The organism is Massilia sp. IC2-477 (assembly GCF_020707265.1).
Classification (GTDB): domain Bacteria; phylum Pseudomonadota; class Gammaproteobacteria; order Burkholderiales; family Burkholderiaceae_D; genus Telluria.
The window spans coordinates 30,601-50,849 of record NZ_JAJFEQ010000015.1 but is presented as its reverse complement, the minus strand read 5'-3'; the positions used below and the strand labels follow the sequence as shown (position 1 = coordinate 50,849).

The following is a 20,249-nucleotide window of genomic DNA, read 5'->3' as shown; positions in this document are numbered from 1 at the left end:
TTTATCTAGAACAGTTGAGCAATTTCAACTGTTCGACAAACCCCTAGAAATGAAAGTCCGCCCGCACCATCGGCGTGCTGGCGCGCTGCCCTGCCCCGCCCGTCGTCCGACGCGAATTGCCGAACTTGTTGTTCCAGAACTGGTAGCCGACCCCGACCCGGATCTTCTTCGGCGCGTAGCCGAAGCGCGGTCCGATGTCGTACATCAGCGCCATGTCGAGGTTGGTCTCGGCGCTGGTCGGGTTGCCGGTTTCGTCCAGCCCCTTCTCGGCGATGAAGTTCAGGAAGCCTTCGAAGGACCAGCGCTCGTTCACCGGGATGCCCCAGCTGGCGCCGAACATCGGGTGGGTGTCGTAGGTGTAGCGCCCGCGCACGTTGGCGATCGGCGGGAAGGGGCCGCTCGGCGCGTTCGATTCACGCAGCCACAGGATGCTGGTGTTCAGGAAGCCCGGCACGTCCCACATCAGGGTCGGTCCCGCGACCAGCATGCGCTTGCGCGAGTTGTAGCCGACGTCGTCCTTGTGGTTGACGTCGAAGCCGAGCGTCAGCCCCACGCCCTTCACCTTGCCGAAGCGGATCTCCTGGCCGCGCAGCGCGCCGATGTCGAGCGTGTGGCGGTACAGCAGGTAGCCCTCGAGTGATCCGCTGTCGCTCCCCAGGTTGCGTGGGTCCGTGCTGTCGGACTTGAGCACGTCCAGGTTCAGGTAATTGCTGCCGTACTTGTAGCCGCTGGCGTGGGTGAAGGCCACGATGTGCTTCTTGATGTGCTCCGGGTTGAAGGGTTCTGCGAAGCGGGTGCCGTAGCGGTAGCTGATGGCATTGTCGCTCCAGTCCACCGCCATGGCCGGGTCAGCGCTGCACAGCAGGGCGGCGCAGGCGGCCGCGGTCAGTTTCTTGCTCATGTCGTTGTTCCTGGCTGATTGTTTCCATGGCCGGCGCGCGCATCGCCCGGCCTGCGTTCCACATACACGTCCACCTTGTGCTCGCGGCCGTCGTCGACCAGCTCGATCGTATTCGACGCCTGTGGCGCGCCGTCCAGCACCAGGGCCTCGCCCACCGTGGCGCGCAGCACCGTCACCTGCCAGTCCGTGCGGCCCATGCGGTAGCGGAAGCGCAGGCTGTCCCAGCCTTCGGGCAGCAGCGGCGCCAGCGCCATGCGGTCGACCGCGCGCTCCAGTCCGAGCAGGGCGTCGCCCAGCAGCACGTGCAGCCACCCGGCCGCCACGCCGTCCATCATGAAGCAAGGTGCGTCGGTACAGCGCACGCGTGCTTCGCCGGGCGCGGCCAGGGTGCGGACGCGTCCCCAGGCCGAGGTACCGGCGCCGTCCCCCGCCAGGGCCAGCGCCGCCCAGGCCGCCGTGCGCGCATCCGGCGGCGCGGCCTTGTCCAGCACATCCAGCGCGGAGGCGACCCGTCCGGACTCGGCGCCGGCGATGGCGGCCCAGGCCTGAGTGGCGGCGTCCGCTCCTTCGCCTTCGAGGGCGTAGGCGGCGCCGTCCCAGCCGTGCTCCTCGGCCTGGGCGCGCAGCGCCAGCGCGGCGCCGCGGCAGGTGGTGGCGAAGCCGAAGTCGGCGCGGCGGTCGGCCACCTCGGCGAAGCGCTGCAGGACGGTGGCCAGCATGAAGGCCAGCTGCAGGCTCTCGGGACGCTCCTCCAGGTCCTGCTCGTCCTCATGCATGCGGGCGCCCAGCAGAGGCAGGCCGCGCGGGCCGAAGCGCAGGCAGCCGCGCAGGCCGTGCACGCAGACCTGGTACAGGTCGTCGCGCGCCAGCCGGGTGCCGCTCGAGGGCTCGCCGCCGGCCGGCTCGCGCAGGATGCCGTAGTCGCCGGTCACGCTCACGTAGCGGTGCAGCGCAAAGGGGAGCCACAGGAAGTCTTCGACAGGGCTGCCTTCGGCGCCGATGTCGTCGCGTGCGGCGCGCAGCAGCGCCGCGCGCAGCGTCTCCGGGTTGCCGTGCACCGTGCCCAGGGCGCCTTGCAGCTGGGCGCCAGGCGCCCCGCCACGCGTGGCGGACAAGGCCGCATAGGGCAGCCAGCCGTTGGCGAACAGGTCGAACGCGGGGTCTGGCGTGGCGACGCGCAGGCTGCCGAGCAGTTCGTCCCAGTAGGCGTGCACCTGGCGCAGGGCCAGCGCCGCCGCCTTGGCGCCGCCGTGCTGCTGCGCCATGCGGCTGGCCGCCAGGCTGTCGGGGCCGGCCGCGCCCAGCAGGAACACGAGTTCGGTGTCGGCGCCCGGCTGCAACTCGACCGTGGTTTGCAAGGCCGCGCAGGGGTCGAGCGCGGCGCCCAGCGTACCGGCCAGTCCCTTGCGTTCCAATGCGGCCGGCCGCGCCGGGCCGCGGTGACGGCCGATGAACTCCTGCCGGTCGGCGGTGTAGGCCCGTTGCGGGGCGTCCAGGTGGAAGAAGCCGAGCGTATCGCCAAAGCCGGTGCCGAAGGCGTTCCGGGCCAATAGCGCGCCGCTGGCGACGTCGATGCCGGTGACGATCTGCAGGCCGGGAGCGGCATGCTGCTCGTCCAGCCACCATTGCACGTAGCCGGTCGCGGACAGGCGGCGCGGCGCGCTCGACAGGTTGCGCAGGCGCAGCACCATGTACTTGAGCGGCGCACCCGGCGCGACGAAGCAGCGCAGTTCCGAGTGGATGCCGTGAGCCTGGTGTTCGAACAGCGTGTAGCCGAAGCCGTGGCGGGTGCGGTAGGGTTCACTGGAAGGCATCGGCCAGGGCGTCGGCGACCAGGCGACGCCGCTGTCCTCGTCGCGCAGGTAGAAGGCTTCGCTCGCCGTCAGGCACCGCGCGCGCCGGCCGTACCAGGTGCTGCCGGTATCGCTTGCCCGCAGCATGGCGCCGAACACGCCGTTTGCGAGCGGATGCTCCCACGGGACGGAGAATGGCTGGTGCACCACGGCTTCGCGGCCGTCCTGCGTAAAGCCGCTCACGCCGTCGTCGTGCAGCAGCGAGGCTGCCGGCGTCAAGGCCGCGTCAAGCGTCCATGGCGCGGCGTCTTCGCGCGGCGTGAATGGCGGCGGCAGGGCCGGCAGCGCCGGCGCCGCGCGGCGCAGCTGCTCGGCCAGGCTGCCGCCCTCCTCTACCAGCAGCACCTGGGCGGCCGCGCGCAGCAGGATGCGGTCTTCCTGCGGAACTTCTTCCAGCAGGTGGACGTGGATGCCGTCCGGCTGTTCCAGCGCCAGCACCTGGCTGCGGATCTCGCGGTTCTCGCACAGCACCAGCACGTCCACGTCCAGGCCGCGCACGCGCCAGTAGACATGGGCCTGCAGGATCTCGGGCAGCAGGCGGCTGTCAAGGCCGGGCTGCAGCACCAGCAACGGACGGCCGGCGTCCACGCCGTACAGGCGCAGGGCGTCGCGGCTGCGCATGTTGCGTTCGATGATGCCGGGGTCGGCGCGCAGGCCGGGCACGGGCGCCAGCAGGCAGGCGGCCAGGCGGTTGTAGCGCTGGGCCTCGGCGTCGCCCAGGCCGGCGGCGCGCAAGGCCGCCTGGCCGTGCGTCCACGCCGCCTCGACCGCTTCGTCAACCGCCTGCGGATCGCCATAGCGCAGCGCCAGTTCGCGTGCGGCAGCCGGCGTGGCGGCAGTGCCCAGCGCCAGGTCGACCGTGATTTCGTGGCCGGGCTGGAGGGTCAGGCTGCGGCGGATCGCCAGCGCCGGTTCGAGCGGCGTTTCGATCAGTTCCGGCAGCGGGCTGGCCGGGTCGGTGCAGGTGCTGCTGAAGACAGGGGCGCCCGCCGCGCCGCGCACCGCCATGCGGCAGAACACGACCGGGGCGCCTGGTCCGGCCAGCGACAGCAGCGCTTGCGACTGCGCGTCGGACCGTACCCGCGCTTCCTGCGCCGGCAAGGCAACATGCGCGGTGACGTCCAGCGTGCGCGGCGCATCGAGGGTATTACGGATGCGGATGCGGCGCAGCTCGACGTCGTCGTCGGGCGCCACCACCACCTCGGTCACGATGATCAAGCCGCGCTCTTCGCGGCGGAAGCTGGCGCGGCCCTCGGCGAAGGCCGCCTCGTAGCGTTCTGGCGCGCCGTGTACCGGCGCCAGCGTCGCCGACCACTGCTCCTTCGATGCCGCGTCGACCAGCACGCAGGCCAGGCCACCCCTGGCGCCAAGCGGATCCGGCTGCCAGCGGGTCAGCACGAAGTCGCGCCACAGGCTGTAGCCGGCGCCGTCGCTGTCCACCATCACGTGGTAGCTGCCGTTCGACAGCAGCTGCAGTTCCGGCGCCCCGGCGGCAGCTCCGGCACGGTCGACCACGCGGCCTGGTGCGGGAACGGCCTGCGGCGCCGCGTCGTCGTAGTGTGAGGGTGTCGATGCGCCGCGGGCCGGCAGCGGCTCCTGCAGCAGGGCCTGGGCTGCGCGCAGCTCGGGATCGCGCTCGAAGCGGCGCTGCATCGGCGCCTCGTGCAGGGTCTGCAGCAGCGCGAGCAGGCTCATTCCCTGGTGGCGGGCGGAGTAGGCGCGCACCACGTGGCGGCGCTCGCCGTGCGGCAGCCGTCCCGGGGTATGGTCGACCGCGTCGTAGAAGCCGTATTCGCCGTTTAATCCTTCCTGGGCCATGCGCTCCAGGTTGGCCAGCGCCGGCGACGGGAGCACCGGCAGCGCCAGCAGCGCCGCATGGGGGGCGGCCACCAGGTCGGCGCCGGCGCTGCGCGCCAGGCCTGCTACCGGAACGCCGAAGCACTCACTTTGGTAGCGCAGCTGGGCATCGACCGCGTTACACAGCGATTCCGAGAATCCCCAGGGCATGGCGTGGCGCGCGCCGTGGACCACCTGCGCACGCACGGCGGCGCGGCCGGCGTGGTCGAGCAGGGTTTCGCGCCAGGACGGCATCAGGAGTTGCGGCGCCAGGTAGTCCGCTAGCCCCCCGCTGCGCGAGAGCAGCAGCTGTTCGGCCCCCAGGACGCGCATGGGGCGGCCCAGCACCCACCAGTGGGTCTGCCCCAGCTGGTCCTGCGCCACCGCCAGGTAGCTGGCCAGGCGCGCCTCCGATGCCAGCAGGTCGCAGCTGTCGCTGTCGAGGCGCTCGTCTCGCACGTTGCAGCCGGCGGCCAGCAGGCCGGTGTCGCGCTCGAGCAGCGCGCGGAAGTCCATGGCGCCATAGCCGCGCGCCTGCTGCGCCAGCCGCGCCGTCTCTTTCAACAGCTTCTGCGCATGCTGGCGGCCCTCGCGCACCAGCCGCGCCAGCTCGTGGTGGGTGCCGGGGGCCGTCTCGAGGGCGGCCAGCTCGCGCAGGCTCGGGATACGCGTGAGGCTGGCGTCGAACACGTATTCCTCGGCGGCGCGCATCCAGGGCGTCAGCGCCAGCAGCTCGTCCTGCAGGCTGTGGCACTGGGCGGCCAGGCAGGCGGCCCAGTCGCGCAGCGCCGGGGCGGCATCGGTGGGGAGGCCGGCCTCCAGCGCATCGGCGGCGGTGGTAACGTGGCGCAGGCATTCGAACAGGCCCGGGAGGGTGTCGGCGGCGCGGCAGCGTTGCGGATCGAGCGCGGCCCAGACGGCCGCCACCTGGGCGCGCACGCCGTGCGGCTGGTGCTGGGCCAGTTCGTCGACGACGTGCAAGGCCGCGCGCAGGCCGTCCAGGTCCTGGGGACCGGCGATCGGGGCGTCGGCCAGTTCGTCCAGGCCGGCGCCCAGCAGGCGCATGGCAAGCGCCATCCAGCCGCTGTCGCGGGTGGCGACATAGGCCGGCTCGATCGGGGCCAGGGTGGCGCTGTCGTAAGCGGCGAGGAAGTGGCCGTTCCAGCGCTCCAGCAGCGCCATCGAGGCCAGCACCGCATCCAGCCGGCGCAGCAGCGCGGCAGGGGGAATGAATCCGAAGTCGCGCGCCGCCAGCGCGGACAACAAATAAAGCGCGATGCCGGACGGCGTGGTGCGCGCGTCCGCCAGCGGGTGCGGATGCTCCTGCACGGTGTCAGGCGGCAGCCAGTTGCCGGCCGGGCCGGCGTGGTTCTCGAAAAAGCGCCAGCTGCGGCGCGCAAGGCGCTGCAGGAATGCCTGGCGCGAGGCCGGCAGGCGCGGCAGGCGCTGGACGCGCAGCGGCAGGCTGGTCCACCAGGACAGCACCGGCGACAGGAACCACACCAGCAGCACCGGCGCCGCCGGGAACAGCGAATACGGGTTGGCAAAGGTCAGCAGCAGCGCGGTGGCCACCGCCAGCACCGGCGCAAACCACATGGTCAGCCAGTTGTTCTCGATGATCCGCGCGGGACGCGCCAGCGCTTTCGGCTTCCACTCGAGCTGGCGCCGGCGCGACACCCGGCTGCGCCAGAGCGCACGCACCAGCGCATCGCCCTGGCACCAGGCGGCGTGCGGCAGGAAGCTGGCGGCCAGCGCCGCGCGCACCAGCGGCACGCGGGCGCCGCGCGCCCAGCTGTCGAGGTGCTGGCGCCAGGGCGCGTCGTGCGGACGGTCGACCAGGGCAATGAGGCTGCCCAGCAGGGCCGGCAGGAAGAACACCGACAGCACCACCCCGGTCCAGAACGCGGGCGCCGTCAATCCCGTCCAGCACAGCACCAGCAGCAGCAGCAATGCCGGCGCTACCAGGCTTTCGCGCAGCGTGTCGAACAACTGCCAGCGTGCTTCGGGCGTCATCGGGTTGACTACGCGGCTGCCGTCGGCCTGCACCACGCGGCCACGCACCCAGCCCGCCACCTGCCAGGCCGCGCGCAGCGCGCGATGGCGCCGCAGCGCGTGCTCGCCATAGCTGGCGGGGATGGCTTCTTCCAGCCGCACTTCGCAGTCGTGGCCGGCGTGCAGGCAACCGTCGTCCACCAGGCCCGGCGCCGGCAGCGCATCGTTTGACAGACGGCCGCGCAGCAGCCGTTCGCAGGCATCGACGTCGTAGATGGCGGCCCAGCCGAACATGCCGTGGTCTTCGCATTCGCGTCCGACCATGCGCGCACCCCAGGTGCCGCGCCCCTCGCTCCACAGGCGCTGGTAGCGGAAAGCCTGCGTACCGGGCAAGGCGCCGCCGACGCTGGGGCGCAGCATGGCGTGTCCTTCCAGCACCCGGCTGTTGCCGGCGTCGAGGGCCGGCTGGTTGAGCGGATGCGCCATGGCGCCCGCCAGCCGGCGCGCGGCGTCGCGCGGCAGGTCGGTGGCGGCGTCCAGGGCGATCACGTAGCGCACTTCCGCCAGCCCGGCACTGCTGCCGGCGGTGGCGGCGAAGCATTCGCGCGCGCCTCCGGCCAGCCAGGCATTCAGGTCGGCCAGCTGGCCGCGGCGCCGGCCGCGCCCGATCCAGGCCTGCTCGCCGCTGTTCCATACACGCGGGCGCTGCAGCATCAGGAAAGGTTCAATGTGGCGCCTCCGGGTGGCTGGCTGGCCGTCCTCGTCGACGATGGCGAAGCTGTGCTCGCGCGCGTAGCGGCGGTTCAGCTCCTCGATGGCGGCCACCGCGTGCGCGATCAGGTCGGCGTCTTCCGGCAGCGTTCCAAGCGGCGCATCGTGCAGGTCCGCCAGCAGGCAAAAGCGCAGGTGCGGATCGCGGTTGGCCAGGTAGCGCACTTCCAGGTCGCGGCACAGGGCGTCGACCTGGGTGCGGTTGCTGAGGCGCGCCGAGACCGCGACCAGGGTCTGGGCCTCGGCCGGGATGCCGTCGGCGAAATCCATGCGCGGTGTACAGGCTTGCGGCGCCAGCCAGGACGTCATCATGTCGGTCAGCGCGCGCGCCAGGCTGCTGCCCCCGAGCAGCGCCAGCAGGCCGATGAAGAACTGCAGCACGATTCCGGCACCCTGCTGTCGGGCGCATAGCACCACGACCGCTGCGAACAGCAGCGTGAGCAGGCTTGTTGCGCCGATCTGCAGCGCCAGCGGGGCGTGGCGCAGGCGTGCGGCCAGGCCGCGTTTCGGCAGCAGGCGCGCTTCCAGCGCAGGCAGGCCCGGTCCGGCGAGGTAGTAGCCGATGTGGCGGCGGCGCGCGTCGAGTCCTCCCTCCCCGGGTGCGCGATGCACCCCAGCCAGCGCCAGCGCTTCCTGGGCGACGTCGGATTCGGAACGCTTGCTGCGCCGCGCCAGGGTTTCGACGGCGAGCCGGTACGTGTCGCGGGTGGCGCCGTCCATGCGCGGATAGCTGCCGTCCGGGTCGGCGCGCAGCAGCGGCTCGATCGTGCTGGCCTCTTCAGCGAGCAGGCGCCAGTCGATCCCGGCGAGTCCCCGCAGGCTGGCCAGGATGTTGGCGACCAGCGTGCCGTCGGCCGCCATGGTGTCGCGTTCGTGCTGCACCTGCTGGCCGATGCTCAGCCCTTCGTCGAGCAGGCGCGCTTCGATCCATTGCAGGGCCTGCGCGACGCCGCCCTGTCCCTGCAGGCGGCGCGCCAGTTCGGCGACGAAGCTGCTGCCCATCGGCTGCACGGCGCGCGCCATGTCAGCCACCAGCAGGACCAGGTCGCCGGAGCGGTGGGCGGCGGTGTCGAGCATCCGCCCGGCCCAGTCGGCGGCCAGGATGCGTTCCTCGCAGGCGCGGGCGCCGCGGTCGGCGATCTGGCGCAGGGCGTCGAGCAAGGCCAGGCGCAGCGCGGCGGGGAACAAGCGCAGTTCCGCCAGCCGCAGGGGCGCGCCCTGCTGGCTGGCGGCGAGAAAGCGTTCTAGGGCGGCGCGGTCGATGCGGCCTTCGTCGTCGGATGCTGCTTTGCGCGCCAGTGCGAGGATGCGGGCGCCGCCTGGCGCCGAGGCCGGGAGGACGCCGCGGTCGTTCAGCAACTGGCCGCGCGCCTGGCGCAGCTGGGCATCGATCAGGGGGCTGTGGTCGAGGATGGCGGCGGCGGCCGGCGGCAGATCGCTGCCGCGGCGGCGTGCGCCGTCCAGCGCATCGCAGGCGGCATCGAGCGCCTCGGCCAGTTCAGCCAGCAGCGCCCGCAGGCCGACGGCGCCGTCGATGGCGGCGGCGCCGGATCCAGCCTTCGGGTTATTCAATTGCTTCAACAGGGACCTCGACACAGAGGCGCGCGCTGTCGACCGCTGGCGCATGAAAGCGCCGGAAGCAGGTCAATGGGAAGGGAAACGCAGGGCGCGCACGGCCACCGCCATGCTAGAAGATGCCGGCGGCAGCCACTGTGCGGTGGCGTACACAGGCGAAAGATACGGGATCAGCTGTAGGGTGGGCGGGTCCCCCGCCCACGCGGTGATCGTTATCGATTGCGCAATCGCGGCGGCAGATCTCGTGTCAGCTGACCGCGTGGGCGGGAAGACCCGCCCACCCTACGGTATGAGAGGTCAGTTTGCCAGCGCCAGCCCGCCCGCGACGTGCCAGGCCTGGGCATGGCCAAGGCGGCGCAGCAGGCGCGCGGCGCGTGCGCTGCGGTTGCCGCTGCGGCAGACGAACACCAGCGGACGCGGTTCGCGCAGCCAGTGGACCGCCTGGCCGGCCAGCTGCGACAGCGGCACATTGTGGGCGCTGCGCCCGCGCAGCTGGGCGGCGGCCGCGGCGTGTTCCGGCAGCTCGCGCACGTCCACCAGCAGCGCGTCCGGGTGGGCGGCCAGGTAGGCGGCGGCGGAGGTCGGATCCAGGTCGATGCCATCCATCGGCAGCGGATCGGCGCCCGGGCGCGACACGGCCGGTTCGCCGACACGGTGGCAGCACAGGGCGGCCTCCAATCCGGCCTCGCCCGGCGCGGCCCCAAACACGAAGCGCACCGCGCCTGGCGCCAGCACGCCGTTCTCCGGGCGGCCCAGCAGATACGCATCGCCATCCTTCGCCAGCACGTCCTCGCCAAACGCGATCGCATCCAGTGTCCGCCCCTGCAATACGACCTGCTGCGCCCCGCCCGGCCAGCCCGGCGTCGCGTCCAGCAGCTCGGCCAGGGCATCGGCGCCGCCGGCGCCATGGCTGGTGTCGAAACAGGCCAGCACGCCACAATCACGCGCGCGCAGGTCGGCGGCGATGCGCGCCGCCTGCGCGGCGGGAGGATCGATGGCGATACAGTGGCGCCCGTCGTCGCCGAACAACAGCCAGCCGCTGGCGCCCTGCGATTCGAGCTGCTGCAGGCGCGCGTCCGGACGCGCGTCGGCCAGCGCGCGGCCGCAGTGCAGGATGCGCGCGCAGGCGGATTCGATGAAGGCGTCGTCCGCCAGCGGGCCGAAGGAGAGGCGCACCGCCGAGGCGCTGCGCTCGAGCGGCACGCCCATCGCATCCAGCACATAGCTCGGCGCCACCTTGGCGGCCGAACACGCGGAACCGGCGCTGACGCGCACGCCGGCGGCGTCGAACAGGTCGAGCAGTTCCTTGCTGCTCATGCCGGGCACCGAGAAATTCAGCGTGGTCGGCAGCGACCCTTCCAGCGGTGCGTTGAACACCAGGGTGGGAAAGGCGTCGCGCAGTGCGGCCACCAGGCGCTCGCGGTAGCCGCGCAGCTGGACGTGGGTGCGGAAGGTATCCCCTGCTTCCAAGGCGGCGAGCACCGCGCCCAGGGCGGCGATGCCGGCCATGTTCTCGGTGCCGGAGCGCTGGCCGGCTTCCTGGCCGCCGCCGCACATCAGGGGCGTGTACGGCGCGCCCTCGCGCACGTACAGCAGGCCGATGCCTTTCGGCGCATACAGCTTGTGGCCCGAGAAGGGTGCGTAGTCGATGCGGGTGGCGTCGAGCTGCAGCGGCAGCTTGCCGAGGGCCTGCACGCAGTCGACCATCCACAGGGCCGGGCTGCCGCTCTCCGCCAGCACGCGCGCGATGCCATCGAGGTCGGACACGACGCCGGTCTCGTTGTTGGCGGCCATGGTGCAGACAAAGGCGGCGCGTGGCGCCAGTTCGCGCAGCAGGTCGAGGCGGTGGCGGCCGTCGGCGTCGACCGGCAGCGCGCGCAGCTCCAGGTCGGTGCCGAGCAGGCGGTTCCAGTGCGCCAGGCTTTCCGGCACGGCCTTGTGCTCGGTGGCGCCATAGAGCAGCAGGTCGCCGCAGGCTTCGCCGCGCTGGCGCCGCTCACGCAGCGCGCACAGCGCCGACAGCACTGCGGTCTGGATGCCTTCGGTGGCGCCGCTGGTGAACATCACCCGGCCGCTGTGCGCTCCCAATACCCGGCGCGCGCTGGCGCGGGTGGCGTCGAGCAGCGCCTTGGCGCGCAGGCCGCAGGCGTGGCTGCTGCTCGGATTGCCGAAGCAGGCGCCCATCGCCGCCAGGGCTGCATCGATGGCGGCCGGCAGGACGGGCGAAGTGGCGTTGGCGTCGAGGTAGAGTTCAGTGCTCATAAAGATAATTACAAAAAAGTAATTAGTTGCTGCGGATCGTGTTATTGTTAGTGAATATGTTACGGAGTCGCGCCGGTAAACATATCCTAATTTCTGCGCTTTATGGCGCTGCATTGGCATATATATTCTCGATATATCGATATCAGGAAAATGAACTCACTCGACAAGTTTGATTGCGCTATCCTTGCCGCATTGCAGGCAGACGCCACCCTCTCCATTTCCGGCCTCAGCGAAAAGGTCGGCCTGTCCAGCACCCCATGCTGGAAGCGCGTCAAGCGCCTGGAGGAAGAGGGCTATATCGAAAGCCGGGTCAGCATCGTCAACCGCGACAAGGTCGGCCTGCCCGTCACCGTCTTCGTCAGCGTGAGCACCAGCGAGCACGACGAAAAATGGCTGGCGCGCTTCGCCGCCGCGGTGCAGGCGCTGCCGGAAGTGCTCGAGTTCCACCGCATGAGCGGCGACGTCGACTACCTGCTGAAGGTGGTCACCACCGACATCGCCGGCTACGACCGCTTCTACAAGAAGCTGATCAAGACCGCGCGCCTGACCGGCGTGTCTTCGGCCTTCTCGATGGAGCAGATCAAGTGCACCACCGCGCTGCCGCTGGAGCTGATTTCGCACGGGCTGCCTGCGTAATCCTGTCGGCACGCGCGGCCGCTTAACCGGCGGCGGCTTTCATGCGATGATGGCGTCCGTTGAACATCACGGAGACTCAGGGAATGCCATCCAAACTGCACATGGCGCCGCTGGCGCTGGCCGCGCTGCTTGCTATCCACGCCAACGCCGCCGAACAAGTCGTCAAGATCGGCGTCAGCGGCCCGCTGTCGGGCGCGAATGCCTTCGCCGGCAAGGACAACGAGAACGGCGTGCGCCTCGCCATCGAAGAACTCAACACCCAGAAGATCCAGGTCGGCGGCAATACCATCCGCTTCGAGCTGCAGTCCGAAGATGACCAGGGCGACCCGAAACAGGGCGTCACCGTGGCGCAGAAGTTCGCCGACGCCAAGGTGAAGTTCGTGCTCGGCCCCTACAACTCGGGCGTGGCGATCCCCGCTTCGCGCGTCTACAACGACAACGGCATCCTGATGTCGACCGTCGGCACCAATCCCAAGATCACCCAGTCCGGCTACCCGACCGTGTTCCGCATTGTCGCCAGCGACACCCAGGTGGGCGGCTCGGTAGCAAGCTACGCGGCCAAGGAACTCAAGGTGAAGAACGTCGGCGTGATCGACGACCGCACCGCCTTCGGCCAGGGCATCGCGATGGAATTCAAGCGCCAGGCCCAGACCAATGGCATGAAGGTCGCCGGCCACGAATACACCACCGACAAGGCGACCGACTTCGCCGCCATCCTCACCGCCCTGAAAGCCAAGCGCGTCGACGCGGTGTTCTTCGGCGGCTATGCGCCGCAAGCGGCGCCGATGGCGCGCCAGATGAAGGCGCTCGGACTGAACGTGCCGCTGCTGGGCGGCGACACCCTGTGCAGCCCGGAGATGGCGAAGCTCGGCGGCAGCGCCGTCGGCGAGAACGTGCGCTGCGCCCAGGCCGGCGCCATCGTCGCCAAGCAGCCGGGCGGCCAGGCCTTCATCAATGCCTACAAGGCGCGCTTCAAGCGCGACCCCGACGTGTATGCCCCGTCCTTCTACGACCAGATTAAATTCATCGCCCAGGCCATGAAGTCGGCCAATTCGGTCGATGCCGCCAAGGTGGGCGCCGCCATGCACGCGATCAGCTACCAGGGCGTGGTCGGCAGCTATGGCTACGACCCGAAGGGCAACCTCAAGAAGACCACGGTCACCGTCTATACCTTCAAGAACGGCGCCTTGACGCCGCTCGCCAGCTATTGATTCACAAGGGAACACGATGAAAGCATGTTTCAAGCTAGCCGCTCTGGCCGCGGCCGCGCTGCTCGCCTGCGGCCCGGCAGTGGCCGCCCAGCCGGACGCGCCCAAGCCCGCTGCCGCGGCAGCCACCCAGGAAAGCCGTGCGCTCAACACCCTGGCCGACGAGTACTACGAATCGCTGGCGCGCTTCGAACCGGTCTGGGCCACCGAGAACGGCGACAACCGCTTCAACGACAAGCTGGGCCTGTCGATCTCGCCCAAGATCCGCCAGCAGCAGTTCGCGCGCTACCGCAGCTTCCTCCAGCGCATATCGAGCATCCCGCGCGATCGCCTGGGCAGCCGCGACCAGACCAGCTACGACATCCTCAAGTTCGAACTGGACAGCGCGCTGCGCCTTGCCGCCTATCCGGAGCACCTGATCCCGATCGACCAGATGGTCAGCATGCCGGTCATCCTGGCGAACTACGCCGGCGGCCAGGGCGCCCAGCCTTTGACCACGGTGCGCGACTACCGCGCCTACCTGAGCCGCCTGGCCCAGCTGGTGCCGCACATCGACCAATCGATCACCAACATGCGCGAAGGCGTCAAGCGCGGCGTGGTGCAGCCGCGCGAGCCGATGCAGTCCGCCCTGCCCCAGTTCAAGCAGCTGGTCGCGAGCAAGACGGAAGACAGCATCTTCTACACGCCGATCAAGAACATGCCGGCCAAGTTCACTGCGAGCGAGAAGCGCAGCCTGCAGCGGGCCTACCGCAAGACCATCGGCAACAAACTGAATCCGGCCCTCAAGCGCCTGGCGACCTACCTGGAGAAGGATTACCTGCCGAAGACGCGCACCAGCGCCGGTTGGAACGCCCTGCCCGGCGGCGCCGCCTGGTACGCGGCGCGCGTGGCGGCCATGACCACCACCGATCTCACGCCCGACCAGATCCACGAGATCGGCCTGAAGGAAGTGTCGCGCATCCAGGGCGAGTACGCCGTTACCGGCCCGAAGATGGGCTATACCGGCCCCGCCGCCGGCCTGCCGCGCTGGGTGTCGGAACAGCCGAAGTACAAGCCGTTTACGTCGGACCAGCAGGTGATCGACGTCTTCCGCGAGCTCGACGCCAAGGTGCGCGACAAGCTGCCGGCCCTGTTCACCTTGCGGCCGAAGGCGCCGCTCGACCTGCGCCTGGAGCCGGAACTGACGCGCGCCTCCGCCTCGGACCACTACACCCCGCCGGCGGCCGACGGCTCGCGCCCGGGCGTGTTCTGGTCGGTGGTGAACGATCCGAAGCTGTACGGCAGCACCGGCATGGTCACGCTCTACCTGCATGAAGGCCAGCCGGGCCACCACTTCCACATCGCACTGGTACAGGAACTGGGCCTGCCGAACTTCCGCAAGTTCGGCGGCAACAACGCCTTCACCGAGGGCTGGGCGCTGTACGCCGAGACCCTGGGCAAGGAGATGGGCCTGTTCGAGAAGCCGGAAGATTATTTCGGCCACCTGAACGACGAGATGCTGCGCGCCGCGCGCCTGGTGGTCGATACCGGCCTGCACGCCAAGGGCTGGAGCCGTAACCAGGCCATTAAGTATTTCCAGGACACGCTGGGCTACTCGGAAGCCGAAGCACGTGCGCAGATCGAGCGCTACATGGTGTGGCCGGGCCAGGCGCTGGGCTACAAGATCGGTTCGCTGAAGATCATCGAACTGCGCAAGCGCGCGGAAGCCGCGCTGGGCGACAAGTTCAGCCTGCCGACCTTCCACGCCATCGTGCTGGGCGAAGGCACGCTGCCGCTGGCGGTGCTGGAGGCGAAGGTGGACAAGTGGATCGCCGAGACCAGGTAAACGCTGCCTGAGCAGACAAGAGACCGGGGCTTGCCCCGGTCTTTTTTATGCGCGCCGGATGTTCATCACCGCCCCGCCGCACGGCATGCACGGCTCGGCGCATTCCGCTGGACCGCTGTCCGGCGCCTATCTAAGGTGAGGGCTTTCCAACCCCGGGAGTCACCATGCGCGTTCTACTTTCCTCCATCCTGCTTCTACTATCCCTGGCCAGCCCGGCCCGTGCCGCCGATCGCGCCGCCGACGTGGCGGCGATCAACGCCGTCGTCGAGCAATTCAAGGCCGCCATCATTGCCCGCGACGGCAAGACCTTGGGGAGCCTGTTCCTGCAGGACCACGACAGCTGGCTGTCGGTGCCTGACGCGGCGGCCTGGGAGAAGGTCAAGGCGCGCAACCCGAAGGCACGCAAGGTGTTCCCCTCGAGCTGGAAGAAGTTCGCCGACTTCATTCAGACCTCGGACCAGCCGGTCGAGGAACGCTTCTACAACGTGCGCATCGACACCAACGGCACCGTGGCTTCAGTGTGGTTCGATTTCGACTTCCTCATCGCCGGCAAAGTGACCAACCGCGGCAGCGAGAGCTGGCAGATGGTGCGCGCGGAAGACGGCTGGAAGATCAGCTCGATGCTGTTCTCGATGGGCGACTGACAAGCTAGAATCTTCATTCCACCATTCCGGAAGCCAGCGTGAAAGTCGAAACGCCCCTGCTCGTCCCCGTACTGGCCGCACTGCCGGTCTGCGCCTGCATGGCCATCCTCGGGCTGCCCGTCTTCCATTACGAAAATGCCGCCGCCTTCCGTACGCTGTACTTCGTCGCCTGCCTGGCGTGGCTGATTCCGCTGACGCTGCTACAGCGGGCGATGTGGCGCCGCGAGTGGCCCTGGCTGCGGATGGCGCTGGTGCTCCTGGCGTCCACCTACGCGATGTCGATCGTGAACGCGGTGTTGGGACAGAGCCTTGCGATCTCGCTCGGGAGGATAACCGCCTACCACTGGAATGAACTCGCCGAGGGACTGGACGGCTGCTGGCTGGCCTTGATCTCGTTCTGTGCAGTGCATGCGGTGGCAGGCTATTACCTGTCGCTGCAACAGGTGCGCCTGCATCTGGCCCAGGCGCAGGCCGCGGCGCGCGACGCCGAACTGCGCGCGCTGCGCCTGCAGGTCAACCCGCACTTCCTGTTCAACTCCCTGAACGCGATCTCGGCGCTGGTGTCAAACCAGTCCAACCGCGAGGCCAATCGCATGCTCGGCTGCGTGTCCGAGTTCCTGCGCGCCACCCTCGCACACGACGGCCGCCACGAGCATTCGCTGGCGGAGGAACTGGCCCTGCTGGATGCCTACCTCGAGATCGAAAAGGCACGCCTTGGCGAGCGCCTGCGCCTGAGCATGAAGGCCGGTCCCGACCTGCTGGACAGCATCGTGCCCTACCTCGTGCTGCAGCCGCTGGTGGAGAACGCGATCCGCCATGGTATCGCACCGCTGGCCGCTCCTGGGCGGCTCGAGATCCGTGTCGAGCGTGTCGGGAAGCAGCTGGTGGTCGAGGTGCAGAACGACGGGCAGCCGGCGACGCAGGCGGGCAGCGGCATCGGCCTGGCCAACGTGCGGGAACGCATGCGCCACCTGTACGGCAACGATCAAAACGTCGACGCCGGATGGGGAGCTGACGGCCGCTTCGGCGTGCGCATCGCCCTGCCGCTGCGCCGCATGGAGGCGGCGGCATGAACATCCGGGTGGTCATCGTCGACGACGAACCGCTGGCCAGGCTGGCGGTCAAGCTCCGGCTGGTGGGGCGTAGCGGCTTCGAGCTGGTGGGGGAATTCGGCGACGGCAACAGCGCCCATGAGGGCATCGCGGCGCTGCGCCCCGACCTGGCCTTCGTCGACGTCGAGATGCCGGGCAAGACCGGGATTGAAGTGCTGTCCGCCCTGCCTCCTGGGCAGCGGCCGATGGCGATCCTCCTGACCGCTTACGACAACTTCGCCCTGCAAGCCTTCGACCTGGCCGCCCTCGATTACCTGCTCAAGCCCGTCGATGACGAACGCCTGGACGAAGCCTTGGACCGCGCTCAACAGGCCTTTCCCTACCGCTGCCAGGGCCGTGCGGCAGCACCGGCCACGTCACCTGTGCGCAGCTTCAGCGTGCGTGTCGGTGCACGCACGGTGCTGGTGCCGGTGGCGGATGTCGAGCGCATCGAGGCCGACGGCGACTACGCCACCTTGCATGCGAACGGCAAGACCTGGCTGGTGCGCGAACGCCTGCACAACCTGGCCATGCAACTCGATCCGCGCCAGTTCCACCGCGTGCACCGCTCGACCATCGTGCGGCTGGACATGATCGCCGAGCTGCGCGCCCTCACCAACCGCGACGCCCTGCTGCGCCTGCGCGACGGCAGCGTGCTGCGCGCCAGCCGCACCTATATGCCCGCCCTGGCGGAAGCACTACACCACCTTAACAAGAAATCCGCATGATGCACTTCGAATCGAAACCCGCCCGGCTCGCCGGGCTGGATACCCTGCGCGCGCTCGCCATCGCGCTGGTGCTGATGTCCCACTACCACGGCTTCGTCAGCCAGGCGCCCACCTTCGGCTTCATCGGCAGCATCGGCTGGGCCGGCGTCGACCTGTTCTTCGTGCTGAGCGGCTACCTGATCGGCAACCAGCTGCTGGCGCCCGCCGCGCGCGGCGAGAGCCTCGACCTGAAAGCCTTCTTCGCAAAGCGCCTGCTGCGCACCTTGCCGAACTACTATGCGGTGCTGGCCGTCTACCTCCTGCTGCCGGACAGCCCGATCGCCGGCAAGGACATGGCGCCGGTCTGGCGCTATCTGACCTTCACCCAGAACTTCGGCCTGAACTACGGCGAAACCTTCACGCATTCGTGGTCGCTGTGCATCGAGGAGCAGTTCTACCTGGTCCTGCCGCTGGCAGTGCTGGCGCTGGTCGGCAGTTCGCGCTCACCGCGGCTGCTCTGGTGCGCCCTGCTTGCCGCGGTTGGCGCCGGCATGATGGCGCGCGGCATGGCCTTCATGGACGGCAAGGACGTGTTCGCGGCGCCGGTGTACTACTCGAGCTTCTGCCGCTTCGACGAACTGCTGCCGGGCGTGGCCATCGCCATGCTGAAGAACTTCCATCCCGCCGCCTTCGCCCGCATCCTGCGCCATGGGAATGCGCTGCTGGCGGCCGGCCTGGCACTGGCGGCGGCGGTCCTGTACGGGGTGATGAACGAGGCGCCGAACGCCTTCATGGCATCGACCTTCGGGTTCTCGCTGGTGGCTGCCAGCTTCGCCCTGCTGACCTGCGCCGCGCTCAGCCCCGGCTCGCTCCTGTACCGCCTGCGCATTCCCGGCGCGGCCAGCCTGGCGCTGTGGTCGTATGCGGTCTACCTGGTGCACAAGCCGGTGTTCATGGCGTTGCGTCCGGAGCTGCTGGAACGTGGCATCGATCCGGGCGCGCCCTTGACCATTGCGGCGGTCATGGGGGCCGGGGTCCTGGGCGGGTGGGTGCTGTATCGGGTGGTGGAGACGCCGTTCATGCGGCTGCGGGAGCGCTGGTATCCGGCGCGGGCAGCAAAAGCGCCTCAAACGGAAACTGCATACGGCGGGGCCGTGTCCAAATATCAGGCCTGAGCCTCGGCTCCTGAACTTGGGCCCCGGCCTTCGCCGGGGCGACGGTCTTGAGGTTCCCGGGCAGAACCTCACCGCCTTCTGTCACACGATCATGAACACCGGATAGCGGCGCCACTCCGGTTCGCGATAGCGCTCGCAATTCGCGAAAATGAAGTCCAGCACCGCCTCCTGATTCGACAGCAGCGCAGGATTGGCCTCCTTCCACGCCTCGAACTTGGCGGCCAGAGCCGGCTCGTCGTTCAGCAGTTCCGCCGCGTGGTCTTCGAACACGTAGTCCGAATACGCTTCCTTCTTCTCCAGCACGCTGTTGAAGAAACCCCAGCGGAAGAAGCTGTCGTGGCCCAGCGGTTCCAGGGTCTCGACCGCGTAGCGCGCATTGTCCTGGTCGAGCGGTACGATGTAGTCGCCCGCGCGCAGGTGGACCTGGCCACGGCGCTTTTCCAGTACCACGTCGTCGTGGAACATGTGGCCCTCGTAGGCGCTCGCACGCGGGGTGACGGAAACGATGTGGTAGTAGTCCACCTCTTCCACGCGATCCACGTCGACCCGCTCCATGCGCACGCCATTCCACTGCAGGCGCTCGATGGCTTCGCGCCACTGCTGCGGCACCACGTAGGCGCGCGGCGCCGGCACGTTCAGGTCGGCCGGGAAGCGGTTGTACCAGGCGATGTCGCGCTCCCACGGGCTGCTGCGGTCGTACCACAGGCGGGTGTAGGCGCCCAGCACGCTCGGCTTGTACTTGGCTTCATAACCCTTGAAACGGAAGCTGTCGGGATTGGCTTCGTCCATGGCCCAGTGGATCGGCCACTCGCGACGCGTGCGGCCAGCCGCCTTGGCGGCCTGGCGCAGCGCCTGGATCTGCTCCGCGTTCTGCACCGTGAACGCGAGCGCGGTCTCGACCAGGGCGCGCATCGAGTCGTAGCGGTCCTTGAAAGGCTTGAGCATGTGGGTCTCGGGCATGAAACCGATCGTGTGGTGCAGGGCCGCGTAGCCGGTCGAGAAGCGCGGGGTCTCGAGGAAGTCGGCGATGCCGTGGTCCGGGCTGTCCTTGACCGGATTCACATAGGGGCAGGTCGGCCAGCCGCGCTGCTCCATGCCGGCGTACATCGCCGGTAGCATGGTCGAACGCAGGAATTCGCCCAGCTCTCCGCCCAGCTTGTCCGGCTGGGTGTGGATCAGCGTCATGGTGTAGCTGTAGTCGGCGCCGTTGGAGGTGTGGGTGTCGACCATCACGTCCGGATCCCAGGCCGTGAACAGCTTGTTGAATACCTGTGCGGTCAGGCTGTCGCACTTGATGAAGTCGCGGTTCAGGTCGAGGTGGCGGCTCATGCCGCGGAAACCGAACTGCTCGGGGCCGTCCTGGTTCACGCGCGAGGTGTCGGCGCGATTCAGGCTGCCGTCCACGTTGTACAGCGGGACGAACAGGAACACGGTCTTACCCAGCGCGGCCAGGCGCTCGGGCTGGGTGCAGAAATCGCGCACCAGGGCCATGCAGCTATCGACACCTTCCGGTTCGCCCGGATGGATGCCGTTGTTGTTGAAGAAGACCGGGCGGCGGGCTGCCTGGATCTGCTCACGGTCGAACATACCGTCGCTGCTCACCACGCCGGCGTGGATCGGCACGCCCGCATCCGAGACGCCCACCTGTTCGAAGCGCAGCACGTTCGGATAGCGGCGCACGAGGTCCTGGTACCAGGCGATGCATTCTGCCAGGGTGGTGGTCTGGTTCTGGTTGCCCTGTTCATAGGGCGTGAGGAGTTGGTCGGCCATGAT

11 protein-coding genes are annotated in these 20,249 nt (G+C 69.2%); 7 read left to right on the top strand and 4 right to left on the bottom strand.

Going from position 1 to position 20,249, the window contains the following annotated elements:
* Positions 1-43 precede the first annotated feature (43 nt).
* The 3 genes from LK542_RS22805 to LK542_RS22795 all read right to left on the bottom strand — a co-directional run bounded on the left by LK542_RS22805 (position 44) and on the right by LK542_RS22795 (position 11,190).
* A complete protein-coding gene (locus tag LK542_RS22805) occupies positions 44-901 on the bottom strand; it encodes a porin family protein (RefSeq protein ID WP_227813709.1) in 858 nt (285 codons plus the stop codon).
* Positions 898-8,934 carry a GH36-type glycosyl hydrolase domain-containing protein gene (locus tag LK542_RS22800; RefSeq protein ID WP_227813708.1) on the bottom strand — a complete coding sequence of 2,679 codons (8,037 nt, stop codon included), beginning with the start codon at positions 8,932-8,934 and terminating at the stop codon, positions 898-900. Before LK542_RS22800 ends, LK542_RS22805 begins: the two co-directional genes overlap by 4 nt.
* 291 nt (positions 8,935-9,225) lie before the next feature.
* Complete coding sequence (locus LK542_RS22795; RefSeq protein ID WP_227813707.1) at positions 9,226-11,190, bottom strand: aminotransferase class V-fold PLP-dependent enzyme; 1,965 nt, start codon at positions 11,188-11,190, stop codon at positions 9,226-9,228.
* 150 nt (positions 11,191-11,340) lie between these two features.
* Here LK542_RS22795 and LK542_RS22790 point away from each other — a divergent pair, with 150 nt between their 5' ends.
* From LK542_RS22790 to LK542_RS22760, 7 genes are all read left to right on the top strand, one after another.
* Positions 11,341-11,826 (top strand): Lrp/AsnC family transcriptional regulator, encoded by a 486-nt coding sequence (locus tag LK542_RS22790; protein WP_227803341.1) that lies wholly within the window; start codon positions 11,341-11,343, stop codon positions 11,824-11,826.
* 83 nt (positions 11,827-11,909) lie between these two features.
* Positions 11,910-13,037 carry a branched-chain amino acid ABC transporter substrate-binding protein gene (locus tag LK542_RS22785; protein ID WP_227813706.1) on the top strand — a complete coding sequence of 376 codons (1,128 nt, stop codon included), beginning with the start codon at positions 11,910-11,912 and terminating at the stop codon, positions 13,035-13,037.
* Between the two features lie 16 nt (positions 13,038-13,053).
* A complete protein-coding gene (locus LK542_RS22780; RefSeq protein ID WP_227813705.1) occupies positions 13,054-14,859 on the top strand; it encodes a DUF885 family protein in 1,806 nt (601 codons plus the stop codon).
* Between the two features lie 164 nt (positions 14,860-15,023).
* Positions 15,024-15,503 (top strand): nuclear transport factor 2 family protein, encoded by a 480-nt coding sequence (locus LK542_RS22775; RefSeq protein WP_227803338.1) that lies wholly within the window; start codon positions 15,024-15,026, stop codon positions 15,501-15,503.
* Positions 15,504-15,541: 38 nt separating this feature from the next.
* Positions 15,542-16,576 carry a histidine kinase gene (locus LK542_RS22770; RefSeq protein WP_227813704.1) on the top strand — a complete coding sequence of 345 codons (1,035 nt, stop codon included), beginning with the start codon at positions 15,542-15,544 and terminating at the stop codon, positions 16,574-16,576.
* A complete protein-coding gene (locus LK542_RS22765) occupies positions 16,573-17,322 on the top strand; it encodes a LytTR family DNA-binding domain-containing protein (RefSeq protein WP_227813703.1) in 750 nt (249 codons plus the stop codon). Before LK542_RS22770 ends, LK542_RS22765 begins: the two co-directional genes overlap by 4 nt.
* Positions 17,319-18,476, top strand: a complete 1,158-nt coding sequence (locus LK542_RS22760) for an acyltransferase (RefSeq protein ID WP_227813702.1) — start codon at positions 17,319-17,321, stop codon at positions 18,474-18,476. Before LK542_RS22765 ends, LK542_RS22760 begins: the two co-directional genes overlap by 4 nt.
* Positions 18,477-18,557: 81 nt before the next feature.
* Here the strand turns inward: LK542_RS22760 and LK542_RS22755 are convergent, their stop codons facing one another.
* Positions 18,558-20,246 carry a M14 family zinc carboxypeptidase gene (locus tag LK542_RS22755; RefSeq protein ID WP_227813701.1) on the bottom strand — a complete coding sequence of 563 codons (1,689 nt, stop codon included), beginning with the start codon at positions 20,244-20,246 and terminating at the stop codon, positions 18,558-18,560.
* Between the last annotated feature and the right edge of the window lie 3 nt (positions 20,247-20,249).